Raw genomic sequence first — 14,562 nt, 5'->3', positions numbered from 1 at the left:
TGCGTGATCCCTTTCGGGTCAGGTGGGCGCGCGAACCGCCGAAGAGGCAGGGAGAGGCGGCGACGGGGCGCCGCGGCAGACGGACGGGGACGGGCACATGGGGCGATCGGCGTACGGCATCGGTGTGCGGCTGCGGGCGACCGTGGGCGTGGCGCTCCTCGCGGCTGTCGGCATCGGGGGGACGGGCCTGCACGTGGCCAGCAGCCTCGCCGACCGGTCGCAGCAGTACTCCACGCACGTCGCGGCGGCTCTGACCTCCGACGCGCTGGTCCACCAGGCGGAGATCAAGAGCCGTCTCGACCTGTACCGCCTCGCGACCGCGACCGACGACGCCGGCCGTCAGAAGTACCTCAAGAGCAGCAAGGCCGACGACGCGGACATCGCCGACGGCACCAAGGGCATGGTCGCCGCGGTCCCGTCCGTCGCCGGGCCGTTCACCAAGTTCTCCACGGCGTGGTCGGCGTGGACGGCGTACCGCGACAGCACGGTGTTCCCGGTCGCCATGAAGGGCGACTTCGCCGGCACGACCAAGCTCATGGACAGCCAGGGCAACGACCTCATCAGCGCTGCTGTCGACAACCTCGACGAGACCGAGGCCGCGCTCGCCAAGCTCGACACGAAGATGCAGGCCGAGCAGCGCAGCACCTACAAGACCAACCGGCTGCTCCTCCTGGCCGTGCTGCTCGCGGGCGTCGTCGCGGCGTTCCTGCTCTGCGAGGTCCTCGTCCGCGGGCTCATGCGCCGGCTCGTCCGGGTCCGCGACGGGCTGCTGCAGATCGCCGAGGGCGACCTCACGGTGCGCGTCACCGACACGGTGGACGACGAGCTCGGCCAGGTCGCACGAGCGGCCGACCGGGTCGGGCAGAGCCTCGGCTCGGCCCTCGCCGACGTGCGCCGCAGCGCCGACGCGCTGTCGGCGGCCTCGACGGAGCTCGGCGCGACGAGCGGGGCGATCGCCGTCAGCGCCGAGCACGCGAGCCGCCAGGCGAGGGTCGCGGCGAGCGCGGCCGACCTCGTCAACGGCAACATCGACTCGGTCGCCGCGGGAGCCGGCCAGATGAGCTCGAGCATCGCGGAGATCGCGACCAACGCCAACGAGGCGGCGGTCATCGCCACCCGGGCGGTGGACCTCGCGCGCAGCACGAGCGGCACCGTCGAGCAGCTCTCGACGTCATCGGGCGAGATCGGCGCGGTCATCAAGACCATCACGGCGATCGCGGAGCAGACCAACCTGCTCGCGCTGAACGCGACCATCGAGGCGGCGCGCGCGGGCGAGGCGGGCAAGGGCTTCGCCGTCGTCGCCAACGAGGTCAAGGAGCTGGCGCAGGCGACCGCCCGTGCCACCGAGGAGATCTCGCAGCGGATCGAGACGATCCAGGGCGACACCGCCGGGGCCGTCGGGGCGATCGCGAAGATCACCGAGGTCATCGGCTCGATCAGCGACTACCAGACCACCATCGCGACCGCTGTCGTCCAGCAGACCGCGACGACGACGGACATGGGCCGCTCGGTCGGGGAGGCCGCCGGAGGCAGCAAGGAGATCGCGGCCACCATCAGCGAGATGGCGACCGCGGCCACGAACACCTCGGAGGGCGTCGTCGGCGTCCGGCAGACGGCAGCGGGGCTCTCCCGCATGTCGCACGAGCTCGAGGAGCTCGTCGGCCGCTTCACCGTCGCCGACTAGCGCTCCGGCAGGCCGCGCAGCGCGATGCGGTCGACCTTGCCCGCGGCGAGCAGCGGGAGCCGGTCGAGCAGGTGCAGCCGGCGCGGCGCGGCCGCCCGACCGGCCTCGGCGGCCACGGTCGCGCGGAGCTCGGCGAGGTCCGGTGGGTCCGCCGGGTCCCGCGGCACCACGGCGAGCTCGACGCGGGTGCCCCACTCCTCGTCGGGGCGGCCGAACGCCGCGGCCTCGAGGACCTTCAGGGACCGGAGCGCGGCGGCTTCCACCGCCGGGAGCGCGACGTTCTCCCCACCGGACACGACGATGTCGTCGATGCGGCCGAGCACCCGCAGGCGGCCGTCCGGCCCGACCTCACCCGCGTCGTTCGTGAGGTACGCGCCACCCGCGAAGTGCTCCGCCGTGAGTTCCGGGCGCCGCCGGTAGCCCGCCGCCACCATCGGCCCGTGCAGGGAGATCCGCCCATCCTCCAAGGAGAACGAGGCGCCGGGCAGGGGAGTCCCGTCGTAGACGCAGCCGCCGCTCGTCTCCGACATGCCGTACGTCGTGGTGACGCGGATGCCCGCGGCGGTAGCGGCGTCGAGCAGGGCCGGCGCGGTCGCTGCGCCGCCGAGCAGCACCGCGTCGAAGGTGCGGAGCGCTGCCACGGCTTCCTCGTCCGGCAGCAGTCGGACCAGCTGCGTCGGCACGAGCGAGGTGCAGCGCCAGCCGGAGGGCATCCCGGCGACCGCGGCGCAGAACCCTTTGCTGGTGAAGCCGTCCGCGGGCCGGTAGGCGGTGGGCTCGGTGGCGGCGAGCAGCGAACGGACGACGACCTGGAGCCCGGCGACGTGGCCCGGGTCGAGCGCGAGCAGCCAGCTCCCCTCGCCGCCGAGGTGCCCCGCGGTGGCGACCGCCGAGGACCGGAGGTTGTCCGCCGTCAGCAGCACGCCCTTCGGCGTCCCGGTCGATCCGCTCGTCGTCATCACCACGGCGACGTCGTCGTGCTCGAGGGGCTCGCCGGGGCGTACCTCGTCGAGGATCGCCTGCAGGACCGCGGGAGTCGTGCTCGGCAGCGGGAGGACAGCCGGGCCCGAGCCGTCGAGCGCAGCGGCGAGGGCCGTGGTCAGGGCCTCGAGACCGGTCTCAGGGTGCCAGACGAACATCAGTAGTACCAGGGGAACTGCGCCCAGTCAGGGGCACGCTTCTCGAGGAACGCGTCGCGCCCCTCAGCCGCCTCGTCGGTCATGTACGCCAGCCGCGTGGCCTCGCCGGCGAAGAGCTGCTGGCCCACCATGCCGTCGTCCGCGAGGTTGAACGCGTACTTCAGCATCCGCTGCGCGGTCGGGGACTTGGCGTTGACCTCCCGCGCCCACTCGAGCGCCGTGCTCTCGAGCTCCGCGTGCGGCACGACGGCGTTGACCATCCCCATCTCGTACGCCTCCTGCGCGGAGTACGCCCTGCCCAGGAAGAAGATCTCGCGAGCCCGCTTCTGGCCGACCATGCGGGCGAGGTAGGCCGAGCCGTAGCCGCCGTCGAAGCTCGCGACGTCCGCGTCGGTCTGCTTGAACCGCGCGTGCTCCGCCGAGGCCAGGGTCAGGTCGCAGACGACGTGGAGGCTGTGGCCGCCGCCCGCGGCCCAGCCCGGGACGACGGCGATGACGACCTTGGGCATGAAGCGGATGAGCCGCTGCACCTCGAGGATGTGGAGGCGGCCCGTACGCGCCCGGGAGACGGGGTCGAGGCGCTCCTCGCCGTCGCTCTCGACGTAGCCGGAGCGGCCGCGGATGCGCTGGTCCCCGCCGGAGGAGAACGCCCAGCCGCCGTCGCGCGGGGAGGGCCCGTTGCCGGTCAGCAGCACGCACCCGACGTCCGCGGTCGTCCGCGCGTGGTCGAGCGTGGCGAGCAGCTCGTCGACCGTGCGTGGCCGGAACGCGTTGCGCACCTCGGGGCGGTCGAAGGCGACGCGCACGGTCGCGGAGTCCGCGCCCGTCCCGCGGTGGTAGGTCACGTCGGTCAGGTCCTCGAAGCCCGGCACGGGAGCCCAACGGGCGGGGTCGAGGAGTGCGCTGCTCACGACAGGCGAGGATAGGCGCGTGACCGACGTCCCGCCCGAGCGCCTGGAGTTCACCCGGCCGTTCTCGCTGCCGCTGCGCCGGCGCTTCCGCGGCGTGACGTCGCGCGAGGGCTGGCTGCTGGAGGGTCCGGCCGGGTGGGGGGAGTTCTCGCCGTTCTGGGACTACGACACCTACCGCTGCCTGCCGTGGCTGCGCGCGGCGTACGAGGCGGCCTTCGTGGGGTGGCCGTCGCCGGTGCGCACGCTCGTCCCGGTCAACGCGATCGTGCCGGCGGTCGGCCCCGAGGACGCCGCCGAGCTCGTGCGCCAGTCCGGCTGCTCGACGGCGAAGGTCAAGGTCGGTGAGGCGGGGCAGTCGCTCGCCGACGACGTCGCCCGAGTCGCCGCCGTGCGCGACGCGCTGGGCCGCGAGGGCAGGGTGCGCATCGACGTCAACGGCGGGTGGGAGGTCGACGACGCGGTCCGCCGCATCAAGGCCCTCGACATCGCGGCCCGCGGGCTCGAGTACGTCGAGCAGCCCTGCGCTTCTGTGGAGGAGCTCGCCCTGCTGCGCCGCAAGATCGACGTGCCGGTAGCGGCGGACGAGAGCGTCCGCATCACCGACGACCCGCTGCGCGTCGTCCGCGCCGAGGCCGCCGACATCGTCGTGCTCAAGGTCGCACCGCTGGGCGGCGTCTCGTCCTGCCTGCTGCTCGCCGAGCAGCTCGGGCTGCCGGTGGTCGTCTCGTCCGCGCTGGAGAGCTCGGTGGGGCTCGCGGCCGGGGTCGCGCTCGCGGCCGCGCTGCCGGAGCTGCCCTACGCGTGCGGGCTCGCTACGGGCCGGCTGCTCGCCGCCGACGTGGTGAGCAGCACGCTCGTCCCGGTGGACGGGATGCTCGACCTCCGGCCGGTGGTGCCGGACGCGGACGCGCTGGCGGCGGTCGTGCCCTCGGACGAGCTGCAGCGGCGGATGGCCGACCGGCTCGGCGACGCGCTGGGGGCGGCGTGACCCCCGCGACCGCGCTCGCGGAGGTCGTCGTCGACGAGCTGGTGCGGGGCGGCGTGCAGGAGGCCGTCCTCAGCCCCGGCTCGCGCTCCGCGCCGCTCGCGTACGCGCTGCACCGGGCCGACGCGGAGCGGCGGCTGCGGCTGCACGTGCGCATCGACGAGCGCTCCGCGGGCTTCCTCGCGCTGGGGCTGGCGCGCGCGTCGGGGATGCCGGTGCCGGTGGTGACGACCTCGGGGACCGCGGTGGCGAACCTCCACCCCGCGGTCGTCGAGGCGTCGTACGCCGGGGTGCCGCTGCTCGCGCTCACGGCCGACCGGCCCGCGGAGCTCGTCGGGGTCGGGGCGAACCAGACGATCGACCAGGTCGGGCTCTTCGGCTCCGCCGTGCGCGGGTCGTTCGCGGTGCCGGCGCCCGACCTCGCCGAGCCGTACGCCGCCTGGTGGCGGGCCGTCGTGTGCCGGGCGCTGGGCGCGGCGTCGGGGGCGCTGTCGCGCGACCCGGGCCCGGTGCAGCTGGACCTGGCGTTCCGCGAGCCGCTCGTGCCGTCGGCGGGCGTGCTCGAGGGCGCGCTGGCCGGGCGCGCCGACGGCGGCCCGTGGACGGTCCCCGCCGGCGGCCCGGACCCCGACCCCGAGATGTACGTCGGTGCCCCCCGCACCCTCGTCCTCGTCGGCGCCTGCTCGCCGACGGCAGCGGCCTGCGCCGAGCGGCTGGCCGCGGACACCGGGTGGCCGCTCGTCGCTGAGGTGGCCTCCGGGGTGCGCGGCCTGCCCGCCGGGCTGCTCGGGTCCGCCGCGCTGCTCGAGGCTGCGGCACCCGAGCGCGTGCTGGTGGTCGGGCGGCCGACCCTGTCGCGGTCGGTGGGAGCGCTGCTGCGCCGGCCCGGGGTCGTCGTCGACGTCCTGTCCTCACGACCGGTGTGGCCGGACCCGTCATCGGTCGCGGGCTCCGTGCACGTCGGCTGGCTCGACGCGGTCGGGTCCGCCGACGAGGAGTTCGCCGCCGCCTGGGCGTCCGCTGCCGCGACGCACCGGGACGCGGTCGAGGGCCTGCTGTCGTGGCCCTCCGGAGAGGCGGTGGCGGCCGCCGTCGCGTCGGCGGTCCCGCGCGGCGGCCTGCTCGTCGTGGGGGCGAGCAACCCCGTACGCGACCTGGACGCGGTCTCGTGGCGGCTGACCCCCGGCGCGGCCGTGGTGGCCAACCGCGGCGCCGCCGGCATCGACGGGACCGTGTCGACCGCCGTTGGTGCGGCGCTCGCGCACCAGGCGGACGGCGGGGGAGCGGCGTACGCGCTGCTGGGGGACCTGACGTTCCTCCATGACGCCAACGGCCTCGTGCTCGGGCCCGAGGAGCCGCGACCGGACCTCTGCCTGGTCGTGCTCAACGACGACGGGGGCGGCATCTTCTCCCTGCTGGAGCAGGGTTCCGCCGAGCTGGCCGGACCCTTCGAGCGCGTCTTCGGCACGCCGCACGGCGTGGACCTCGGGGGCCTCTGCGCGGCGAAGGGCGTGCCGCACGCGCTGGCGTCGAGCGCGTCCGAGCTGGAGGCGGCCCTGGCTCCGGCTCCGGGTGTGCGGGTCGTGGAGGTGCGGGTGCCGCGCGCGGAGCGGCGGGCGCGTACGGCGTCGCTGCGGGCGGGCGTCGAGGACGCGCTGCAGGCGCGCCTCTCCTGACCCCGCTCCCAACGTTGTGGGGCTGGTTCGGTGCTATAGCGCGAACCAGCCCCACAACGTTGGGTGTCAGGCCACGCCCGCCGTGCGGCGGGTGAAGGTCGCGCGGTACTCCCGCGGCGAGAGGCCCAGGGCGCGGGAGAACTGCGTGCGCAGCGCGACGGCCGAGCCGAACCCGCTGCGGCTCGCCACGACCTCGACCGGTAGCTCGGTCGTCTCGAGCAGCCGCTGCGCGAGCAGGGTCCGCTGCTGCAGCAGCCACTGGACGGTGCTGCACCCGACGGAGGCGCGGAAGCGGCGGGTGAACGTCCTGCGGCTCATGTACGCCCGCGCGGCGAGGTCGTCGACGCCGAGCGGCTCGTCGAGGTGCTCGAGCGCCCACTGCATCGCGACGCTGATGAGGTCGTCCTCGGTGTCCTCGGCGACGGGCACCTCGATGAACTGCGCCTGCCCGCCGGCGCGGTGCGGCGGCACGACCATGCCGCGGGCCACGGCGTTCGCCACCTCCGCGCCGTCGAGCTGCCGGCGCAGGTGCAGGCAGAGGTCGATGCCCGCGGCCGTGCCGGCGGCGGTGAGCACGTCGCCCTCGTCGACGTAGAGCACGTCGGGGTCCACCTGCACGCTCGGGTACGCGTCGGCGAGCCGCGACGTGCTGCTCCAGTGGGAGGTCGCCCGGCGCCCGTCGAGGAGCCCGGCCTCGGCGAGGACGAAGGTGCCGCGGCAGAGGCCGGCGATGCGCGCGCCGCGGGCGTGGGCGCGGCGGAGGGCGGTGAGGACGTGCGGCGGCGTGGGGCCGGGGTCGGAGCTGGCGTACGGCACGATGACGATGTCCGCCTGGCGCAGCGCGCCGAGCCCGCGTGGCACGTCGAGCAGGAGGCCCTCTCGCGTCCGCACCGGCCCGGGCTCCGGGGTCGCCAGCACGACGCGGTGGCTGGGCAGGTCGGGCGCGTGCGAGCGCGGGCCGAACACCTCCCCGGGGATCGAGAGGTGGAACAGCGGGCTTCCCGTCAGGACGAGCACGGCGATGGTGGCCACGTCGTCATGGTGGCGCACCACGCCCGAGGACGCCATGGCCTGCGGGCCATCGACAGCAAGGATCGGGCCACGACGTCGCGCTGGCCCGATCCGAGCGACGGCCTGCCCGCGGGCCACTCGTCGTACCGCGCTCGATCCGACATGGTCGAGCCATGACCACCTCGAGCCGCACCACCGGCATCCTCGCGGCGACGGCCACCACCGTCGCGTGGGGAGGCCAGTTCCCCATCGCCAGCACGGCGTTCCCGCACATCGGACCGGTCTGGATCTCCACTGTGCGCTACGTCGTCGCCGGCGGGCTCCTCCTGCTGCTCCTCGTCGTGCGCGAGCCCGGCGCCCTCCGCGAGGTCGCCCGGACCCCGCGGCTGCCGCGGGTGCTCGCCTACGGCATCAGCGGCTTCGCCGGCTTCAACGTCCTGGCGTACGTCGGGGTGCGGCACTCGCGGCCGGAGGACGGGTCGCTCATCATCGCCACCCTGCCGCTCGTCACGGCCTTCGTGCTGTGGGCCGCCCGCGGCGTGCGGCCGCGACCGGTGACGTTCGGTGCCAGCGCCCTCGCCCTGCTGGGCCTGGCGTTCGTGCTGGGGCACGGGGACCCGCTGCGCCTCGTCGAGGGCGGGCTGCGCTCGGGCGACCTGCTCGTGCTCTGCGGCGCGCTGTGCTTCGCCGTCTACTCGGTCGGGGCAGCGACCGTGCCGACCTGGTCGCCGCTCCGGTACGCCGCGGTGAGTGCCGCCGTGGGCGCGCTCGCCCTGCTCGTCACGGCGTTCGTCTTCAGCGCCGTGGGCAGCGAGGCCGTCCCCACGCTGCACGACCTGGGCGCGACGTGGCGGCAGACGGCGTACCTCGCGCTGCCGGGAGGCTTCGCGGCGGCGCTGCTGTGGAACGGCGCCGTGCGGCGGCTCGGGCCGCAGGACACGTCGCTGTTCATCGTGCTGGTGCCGGTCACGACCTTCGTCATCCAGGCGTTCCGGGGCTCTGTCCCGGGTGCGGGCGAGCTCGTCGGCGTCGCCATCACGGTCGCGGCGCTGGCCGGCGGCAACCTGCTGAGCCGGAGGTCAGGTGCCGGTCACGAGCCGAGCGCGCGGCGTACGGGCTCGAGCTTCGCCTGCGCCTCAGCGACTTCGGCCTCGGGGTCGCTGTCGACGACGATCCCGCAGCCGGCCCACAGGCGTGCGGTCGGCCCGTCGAGCTGCGCGCAGCGCAGTGCCAGGCCGAGCTCGCCGTTGCCGGCGGCGTCGACCCAGCCGACCGGTCCGGCGTAGCGGCCGCGGTCGTGCGGCTCGAGCCGGCGGATCGCCCGCAGCGCCGTACGCGTCGGTGTCCCGCCCACCGCCGCCGTGGGGTGCAGCGCGCCGGCCAGGGAGAGCAGCGAAGCGCCGTCCGCGACGCGGGCGCGGACGTCGGTGGCGAGGTGGACGACGTTGGGGAGCTCTAGCACGAACGGCTCGGACGTCGAGATCTCCTTGCAGTGCGCGGAGAACCCGGCGACCAGGGAATCGACGGCGTAGGCGTGCTCGGCGCGGTCCTTCTCCGAACGGAGCAGGTCCGCGCCGCCCCGGCGGGCGGTGCCGGCGAGCACGCGCGACTCGACCTCCTCGCCGAGCCGGCGCACGAGCAGCTCGGGGGTCGCGCCGACGAGGCCCTCGACCGCGTAGGTCCAGGTCGACGGGTAGTCCGCGGCGAGCCGCTGCAGCAGCCAGCGCGGGTCGAGGTCCTCGGCCGCGGTCGCCAGCACCTCGACGGCGAGCACGACCTTGTCGAGCTCGCCGCGGCTGATGGCGTTGGTCGCCCACTGGACGGCGCCGCGCCACCGGCCGAGCGGGTCCTCGTCGGGCCAGCGCACGCCGACCGGCTCCCGGACGGGGGTGCGCACCGACGGGCCCGGCGCCCCCACCCGCGTCACCCACGCCCTGCCGCCGCGCCGGCCGAGGACGACCTCCGGCACGACGAGGACGGAGTCGCCCTCGTCGCTGAACGCGAGGCTGGCGAAGGCGACGAGACCGGTGCCGGGCAGTCCCACGGCGTCGTCGACGACGGCGTCGGCCGTGACCCCCTGCCACCACTGCTCGGCCTCGAGGAAGCGACCCGCGCCGCGCACGACCAGCCGTGCCGCCTCGCCCCAGCCGACCAGGCCGTCCTCCTCGCGCACCCAGGCGAGCGGGCCGTGCTCGGGGAGCGTCGCGAGCAGCGCGCCCGGGTCGGCGACGGCCTCCGTGCGGGCCACGAGCGGCTCCGGCAGGGGGGCGGTGGTCACCTACCGAGCCTACGGCGTACGCGCGTGGCAGGCTGTCCGACCATGAGCCGCGCGAACCTCGACAAGGACCCGCACGCCGTCGCGGCGATGTTCGACGAGGTGGCCCCGCGCTACGACCTGGCCAACGACGTGCTCTCCCTCGGCCAGGCCCGCGTCTGGCGCGGGGCGGTGCGCCGGGCGGTCGACGCGCGCAAGGGCCAGCGGGTCCTCGACCTCGCCGCCGGGACCGGCACGTCGTCCCTGCCCTTCGCCGAGGCGGGCGCCGAGGTCGTCGCGGGCGACTTCTCGCTGGGGATGCTGCAGGTCGGGGCCCGTCGGCTGGGCGGCAGGCTCTCGTTCGTCGCGGCGGACGCGCTGCACCTGCCCTTCGCGGACGCGTCGTTCGACGCCGTCACCATCAGCTTCGGGCTGCGCAACGTCATGGACACCGGTGCCGCGCTCGGCGAGCTGCTCCGCGTGACGCGCCCGGGCGGTCGCCTCGTCGTGTGCGAGTTCAGCGCGCCGACCTGGAAGCCGTTCCGGACGGTGTACTCCGGCTACCTCATGCGCGCGCTCCCGCGGGTGGCCCGGCGGGTCGGCAGCAACGGCCCCGCCTACGCGTACCTCGCTGAGTCGATCGCCGCCTGGCCCGCGCAGGCGGAGCTCGCCCGCACGATCGCCGCGAGCGGCTGGACCGACGTCGAGTGGCGCGACCTCACCGGCGGGATCGTCGCCCTGCACCGGGCCCGCCGCCCGGAGTGACAGCGCTCCTCGCGGGGTACTCCTCGACCATGGGACTCGACGACAAGCTCAGCAACGCAGCGGACAAGCTCGGCGGCCAGGCCAAGGAAGCCGCGGGCAAGGCGTCCGGAGACCAGGACCTCCAGGCGGAGGGCCAGGCCGACCAGGGCGTCGCCGACCTCAAGCAGGCCGGCGAGAAGGTCAAGGACGCGTTCAAGGGCTGACCTAGCATGGCCGCGTGACCGCGCTCGAGGAGGACCTCCGCCGGTCCGTGCGCGGCGAGGTGGACTTCTCCCCCTCGGTCCGTGCGGTCTACGCCACCGACTCGTCCAACTACCGCCAGGTGCCGCTCGGCGTCGTCCTCCCGCTCGACGAGGACGACGTCGTGGCGGCCCTCCGTGTCTGTGCCCGGCACGATGCGCCCGTCGTGGCTCGCGGCGCCGGGACGAGCCTCGCGGGGCAGGCCGTCAACGTCGCGGTGGTGCTCGACACCTCCCGGCACATGACGCGGATCCTCGAGGTCGACCCCGTCGCAGCGACGGCTCGGGTGCAGCCGGGCGTCGTCCTCGACGACCTGCGGCGGGCGGCCGAGGTGCACGGCCTGACCTTCGGCCCAGACCCCGCGACGCACGCCTGGTGCACGCTCGGCGGGATGATCGGCAACGGCTCCTGCGGCACGCACGCGCTGTTCGCCGGCAAGACCGTCGACAACGTCGACCGGCTGCGCGTGGCGACGTACGCCGGCGACGTCCTCGACGTGGGCAGCTACACCGACGAGGAGTACGCCGCGGCCGCCGCCGCCGGTGGGCCCCTCGCACCGGTGCTCGGCGGGCTGCGCGAGATCGCCCGACGCTACGAACCCCTCGTGCGCCAGCGCTTCCCTGACATCCCGCGCCGGGTCAGCGGCTTCAACCTGGACGAGCTGCTGCCGGACAAGGGGTTCTCCGTTGCGCGTGCGCTCGTCGGCACGGAGTCCACCTGCGTCGTGGTGACCGAGGCGACCGTGCGGCTCTCACACAGCCCGGCGCACCGCCGCCTGGTCGTGCTCGGCTACCCCGACATCTTCGCCGCGGCAGACGCCGTCCCTGCCCTGCTGGAGCACCCGCTGCTCGGCCTCGAGGGGTTCGACGACACGCTCGTGCGGCAGATGCGCGAGAACGACGTCAACGTCGCGCACCTCCCGCTGCTGCCGCCCGGTCGCGGATGGCTGCTGGCGGAGCTGGGTGGGGACTCTGCCGACGAGGCGGACGCAGCCTCGGAGGCGTTCGTCGCTGCACTGCCGGCGGACCTCGAGCGCCGCTGCTACGCGGACTCGATGGACCAGCGGCGGGTGTGGCTCATCCGCGAGTCCGGGCTCGGGGCGACCGCCATCCGCCCGGACGGGACGCACAACGCCGAGGGGTGGGAGGACGCCGCCGTCGCGCCGGAGCGGCTGGGCGCGTACCTCCGGGGGGTGTCGGCGCTGTGGCGGGACTTCGGCTACTCCGGCGCGTGGTACGGCCACTTCGGCCAGGGGTGCGTGCACACGCGCAACGACTTCGACCTGCACACCGTGGAGGGCCTGCGCCGCTACCGGGCGTACGTCGAGCGGGCCGCGGACCTCGTCGTGTCGCTCGGTGGCTCGCTCTCCGGTGAGCACGGCGACGGGCAGGCGCGGGGCGAGCTGCTCGAGCGGATGTACGGCCCGGAGCTCGTCGACGCCTTCCGCCAGTTCAAGGCGGTCTTCGACCCGCGGGGGCGGATGAACCCCGGCAAGGTGGTCGACGCGTACCCGCTGGACACGAACCTGCGCTTCGGTCCGGGCTACGAGAAGCGCCCTGCCGGCAAGCAGTTCTTCAGCATCGGGTCGACGCTGCAGGAGGCGGCCGAACGCTGCGTCGGCGTCGGTCGCTGCCGCCGCGACGACACCGGCACCATGTGCCCGTCCTTCCGGGCGACCCGCGACGAGCGGCACAGCACCCGCGGCCGCGCGAAGCTCCTCGTCGAGATGTTCCAGGGCGAGGTCACCCCGCAGACCTGGCGCAACGAGGACGTGCGCGAGGCGCTCGACCTCTGCCTGTCCTGCAAGGGATGCGTCTCGGACTGCCCGACTCATGTCGACATGGCGACATACAAGGCGGAGTTCCTGGCGCACTACTACGAGAAGCGCCTGCGGCCGCGCCAGATGTACGCGCTGGGTTTGTTCCCGTGGGCGGCACGGCTCGGCTCGCGTATGCCGCGGCTCGCCAACGCCGTCTTGGCCACGCGACTCGCCAGGCGTGCCGCCGGTGTCACGATCGCCCGGCCTGCGCCGCAGTTCTCCCAGCGCTCATGGCGCTCCTCGCTGCCTGCCGTATGGAGGGATCCCACCGTCGTCGTGTGGCCGGACACGTTCACCGACGCCTTCGCGCCCGAGACGGGTCGCGACCTCGTCGCGGTCCTGGAGGCGCTCGGCGAGCGCGTGGCCGTACCCACGCAGTGGGCGTGCTGCGCGCGCCCGCTCTACGACACCGGCATGCTCGACCTCGCCCGGCGCTCCCTCCGCGGGCTGCTCGACGTGCTGGAGCCGTGGACCAGCCGCGGCATCCCCGTCGTCGTGCCCGAGCCCAGCTGCCTGTCGAGCTTCCGCGACGAGCTGCCCAAGCTCCTCCCCGACGACCCGCGGGCGGCGCGACTCGCGGACCTCGCCCGGAGCCCCGCGGAGCACCTGCTGACGCTGGAGGGCCTGCCGACGCTGAGCTCGGCGGCGGTCGTGCACCCGCACTGCCACGCGAGCGCCGGCGGCTGGAGCGGCGCCGACCGCGAGCTGCTGCAGCGCATGGGTGCCACCGCCGAGGTGCTCGACGCGGGCTGCTGCGGGCTCGCCGGGTCCTTCGGCTTCTCCGCCGACCACGAGCCGGTCTCCCGGCAGATCGGGGAGGAGCACTGGCTCCCGCGCGTGCGTGCCGCCCTCGGTGACGATGACGTCCTCGTCGCCGACGGCTTCAGCTGCCGTACGCAGCTCGACCACCTCGCCGGTCCTCCCGCCGTGACGCTGCCCACGCTGGTGCGCCGCGCGCTCGGCGGCTGAGCGGGGTCTGCTAGGACTGCTCAGCGTGGAACGCCCCCTGGTCGCGCTGACCTTCGACGACGGCCCCTCCGCGTACCGGCCTGCCACGCTCGAGGCGCTGCGTGGCGAGCGGGCGGTGGCGACCTTCTTCGACGTGGGGGTGCGCGTGCGGGCGAACCCGCACCTCGTGCGCTTCGCCGCCGAGGAGGGCCACCTCGTGCTCAACCACACGCTGACGCACCCGCCGCTGACGGAGCTGGGCGCCGAGGCCGTACGCCGTGAGCTGCTCGACGCCGAGGAGGCCTTCGCCGAGGCAGGGGTCGCGCCGCCGTTCCGGGCCGTCCGCCCGCCCTTCCTCGCGCTCGATGCCGCCGTCTCGCGGATCGCTGCGGCGCTCGGGTTCTCCTGCATCGGCGGGTACGGGCCTCCCGACTACCTCCCTGCGACCACGGCGGCCGAGATCCGCGACGGCGTGCTCGCGCACCTCGAGCCGGGGGCCGTGGTCGTCCTGCACGACGGGGCGATCGACAGCAGCGCGGGCGCCGAGACGGTCGCCGCGCTGCCCGCGGTGGTGCGCGGCATCCGGGCCGCCGGCTTCGAGCTCGGCGGCCTCGACGCGACGGGTGCTGTCGTGCCCCGTGCGTACCGGGGGACGGAGCGCCCCGTCCCGCCCGTCAGCGGGTCCGTGCCCTTCCGGCCGCCCCTCGGCGGCTGACCGACGGCGCTACCGTCGGGGGATGGTGACCGTCGAGGAGGTCGCGGCCCTCGCCGCCGCGCTGCCGGAGGTCGAGGAGGGGGAGCGCCACGGCCGGCGCGCCTGGTCGGTGCGCCGGAAGGTCTTCGCCTGGGAGCGGCCGTTCACGAAGGCCGACCTCAAGCGGTTCGGCGCGGTGCCGGCGCCCACCGGGCCGATCCTCGCGCTGGCGACGGAGGACCTCGGCGAGAAGGAGGCCGTGCTGGCCGCCGGGGAGCCGGCGTTCTTCGACATGGCGCACTTCGAGGGGTACCCGGCGTACCTCGTGAAGCTGGACGCGGTCGCCCCCGAGGCCCTCGCCGACGCGCTGGAGGACGCGTGGGCGGCGAAGGCCCCGGGGGAGCTGGTGGAGCGACGGCTCCGCGAGCGGTGAGCC

General features: G+C 75.0%; 12 protein-coding genes and 1 pseudogene. 9 read left to right on the top strand and 4 right to left on the bottom strand.

All coding sequences use genetic code 11. From position 1 onward, the window contains the following. Positions 1-97 precede the first annotated feature (97 nt). Complete coding sequence (locus tag EV189_RS19190; RefSeq protein ID WP_130494624.1) at positions 98-1,684, top strand: methyl-accepting chemotaxis protein; 1,587 nt, start codon at positions 98-100, stop codon at positions 1,682-1,684. Here EV189_RS19190 and menE read toward each other — a convergent pair. After that, positions 1,681-2,823, bottom strand: a complete 1,143-nt coding sequence (gene menE, locus EV189_RS19185; protein ID WP_130494623.1) for an o-succinylbenzoate--CoA ligase — start codon at positions 2,821-2,823, stop codon at positions 1,681-1,683. The genes EV189_RS19190 and menE overlap by 4 nt on opposite strands. Beyond that, on the bottom strand, positions 2,823-3,734 hold the full coding sequence (locus EV189_RS19180) for a 1,4-dihydroxy-2-naphthoyl-CoA synthase (RefSeq protein ID WP_130494622.1): 912 nt from the start codon (positions 3,732-3,734) through the stop codon (positions 2,823-2,825). Before EV189_RS19180 ends, menE begins: the two co-directional genes overlap by 1 nt. 19 nt (positions 3,735-3,753) lie before the next feature. On the opposite strand from EV189_RS19180, the gene EV189_RS19175 reads away from it, so the two are divergent. Together EV189_RS19175 and menD are read left to right on the top strand one after the other, a co-directional pair. Then, positions 3,754-4,722, top strand: coding sequence for an o-succinylbenzoate synthase (locus tag EV189_RS19175; protein ID WP_130494621.1), 969 nt, complete (start codon positions 3,754-3,756; stop codon positions 4,720-4,722). Further along, complete coding sequence (gene menD / locus EV189_RS19170; protein ID WP_130494620.1) at positions 4,719-6,395, top strand: 2-succinyl-5-enolpyruvyl-6-hydroxy-3-cyclohexene-1-carboxylic-acid synthase; 1,677 nt, start codon at positions 4,719-4,721, stop codon at positions 6,393-6,395. The genes EV189_RS19175 and menD overlap by 4 nt, the downstream gene beginning before the upstream one ends. A gap of 66 nt (positions 6,396-6,461) precedes the next feature. Here the strand turns inward: menD and EV189_RS19165 are convergent, their stop codons facing one another. Then, a complete protein-coding gene (locus EV189_RS19165) occupies positions 6,462-7,427 on the bottom strand; it encodes a GlxA family transcriptional regulator (RefSeq protein ID WP_231116583.1) in 966 nt (321 codons plus the stop codon). A 152-nt stretch (positions 7,428-7,579) separates the two neighbouring features. Here EV189_RS19165 and EV189_RS19160 point away from each other — a divergent pair. After that, a pseudogene (locus EV189_RS19160) lies at positions 7,580-8,449 on the top strand (DMT family transporter); the annotation flags it as partial. Between the two features lie 47 nt (positions 8,450-8,496). On the opposite strand, the gene EV189_RS20855 reads toward EV189_RS19160, so the two are convergent. Next, the gene (locus tag EV189_RS20855; protein WP_130494617.1) at positions 8,497-9,684 is read right to left on the bottom strand and encodes an isochorismate synthase; all 1,188 of its coding nucleotides are present in this window, start codon (positions 9,682-9,684) and stop codon (positions 8,497-8,499) included. A 42-nt stretch (positions 9,685-9,726) separates the two neighbouring features. Here EV189_RS20855 and EV189_RS19150 point away from each other — a divergent pair, with 42 nt between their 5' ends. Genes EV189_RS19150 through EV189_RS19130 form a run of 5 tightly spaced genes read left to right on the top strand, consistent with a single transcriptional unit; the run spans position 9,727 to position 14,559 of the window. Continuing rightward, positions 9,727-10,425, top strand: a complete 699-nt coding sequence (locus EV189_RS19150; RefSeq protein ID WP_130494616.1) for a demethylmenaquinone methyltransferase — start codon at positions 9,727-9,729, stop codon at positions 10,423-10,425. Between the two features lie 29 nt (positions 10,426-10,454). Beyond that, the gene (locus tag EV189_RS19145) at positions 10,455-10,628 is read left to right on the top strand and encodes a CsbD family protein (protein WP_130494615.1); all 174 of its coding nucleotides are present in this window, start codon (positions 10,455-10,457) and stop codon (positions 10,626-10,628) included. 14 nt (positions 10,629-10,642) lie between these two features. After that, positions 10,643-13,453, top strand: coding sequence for an FAD-binding and (Fe-S)-binding domain-containing protein (locus tag EV189_RS19140; RefSeq protein WP_130494614.1), 2,811 nt, complete (start codon positions 10,643-10,645; stop codon positions 13,451-13,453). 25 nt (positions 13,454-13,478) lie between these two features. Beyond that, the gene (locus EV189_RS19135; protein WP_165400395.1) at positions 13,479-14,147 is read left to right on the top strand and encodes a polysaccharide deacetylase family protein; all 669 of its coding nucleotides are present in this window, start codon (positions 13,479-13,481) and stop codon (positions 14,145-14,147) included. Positions 14,148-14,169: 22 nt separating this feature from the next. Next, positions 14,170-14,559: a hypothetical protein gene (locus EV189_RS19130; RefSeq protein WP_130494612.1), complete on the top strand. Its 390-nt coding sequence runs from the start codon at positions 14,170-14,172 to the stop codon at positions 14,557-14,559. Positions 14,560-14,562: the final 3 nt, after the last annotated feature.

It is taken from the genome of Motilibacter rhizosphaerae, assembly GCF_004216915.1.
In the GTDB taxonomy this organism is placed as follows: Bacteria; Actinomycetota; Actinomycetes; order Motilibacterales; family Motilibacteraceae; genus Motilibacter; species Motilibacter rhizosphaerae.
This window is presented reverse-complemented; position numbering and strand designations above follow the sequence as displayed.

Excerpts from the sequence above, each read along its gene's own strand:
- EV189_RS19190 (WP_130494624.1), top strand. The coding sequence starts at position 98 with ATGGGGCGATCGGCGTACGGCATCGGTGTGCGGCTGCGGGCGACCGTG.
- menE (WP_130494623.1), bottom strand. The coding sequence starts at position 2,823 with ATGTTCGTCTGGCACCCTGAGACCGGTCTCGAGGCCCTGACCACGGCC.
- EV189_RS19150 (WP_130494616.1), top strand. The coding sequence starts at position 9,727 with ATGAGCCGCGCGAACCTCGACAAGGACCCGCACGCCGTCGCGGCGATG.
- EV189_RS19145 (WP_130494615.1), top strand. The coding sequence starts at position 10,455 with ATGGGACTCGACGACAAGCTCAGCAACGCAGCGGACAAGCTCGGCGGC.
- EV189_RS19130 (WP_130494612.1), top strand. The coding sequence starts at position 14,170 with ATGGTGACCGTCGAGGAGGTCGCGGCCCTCGCCGCCGCGCTGCCGGAG.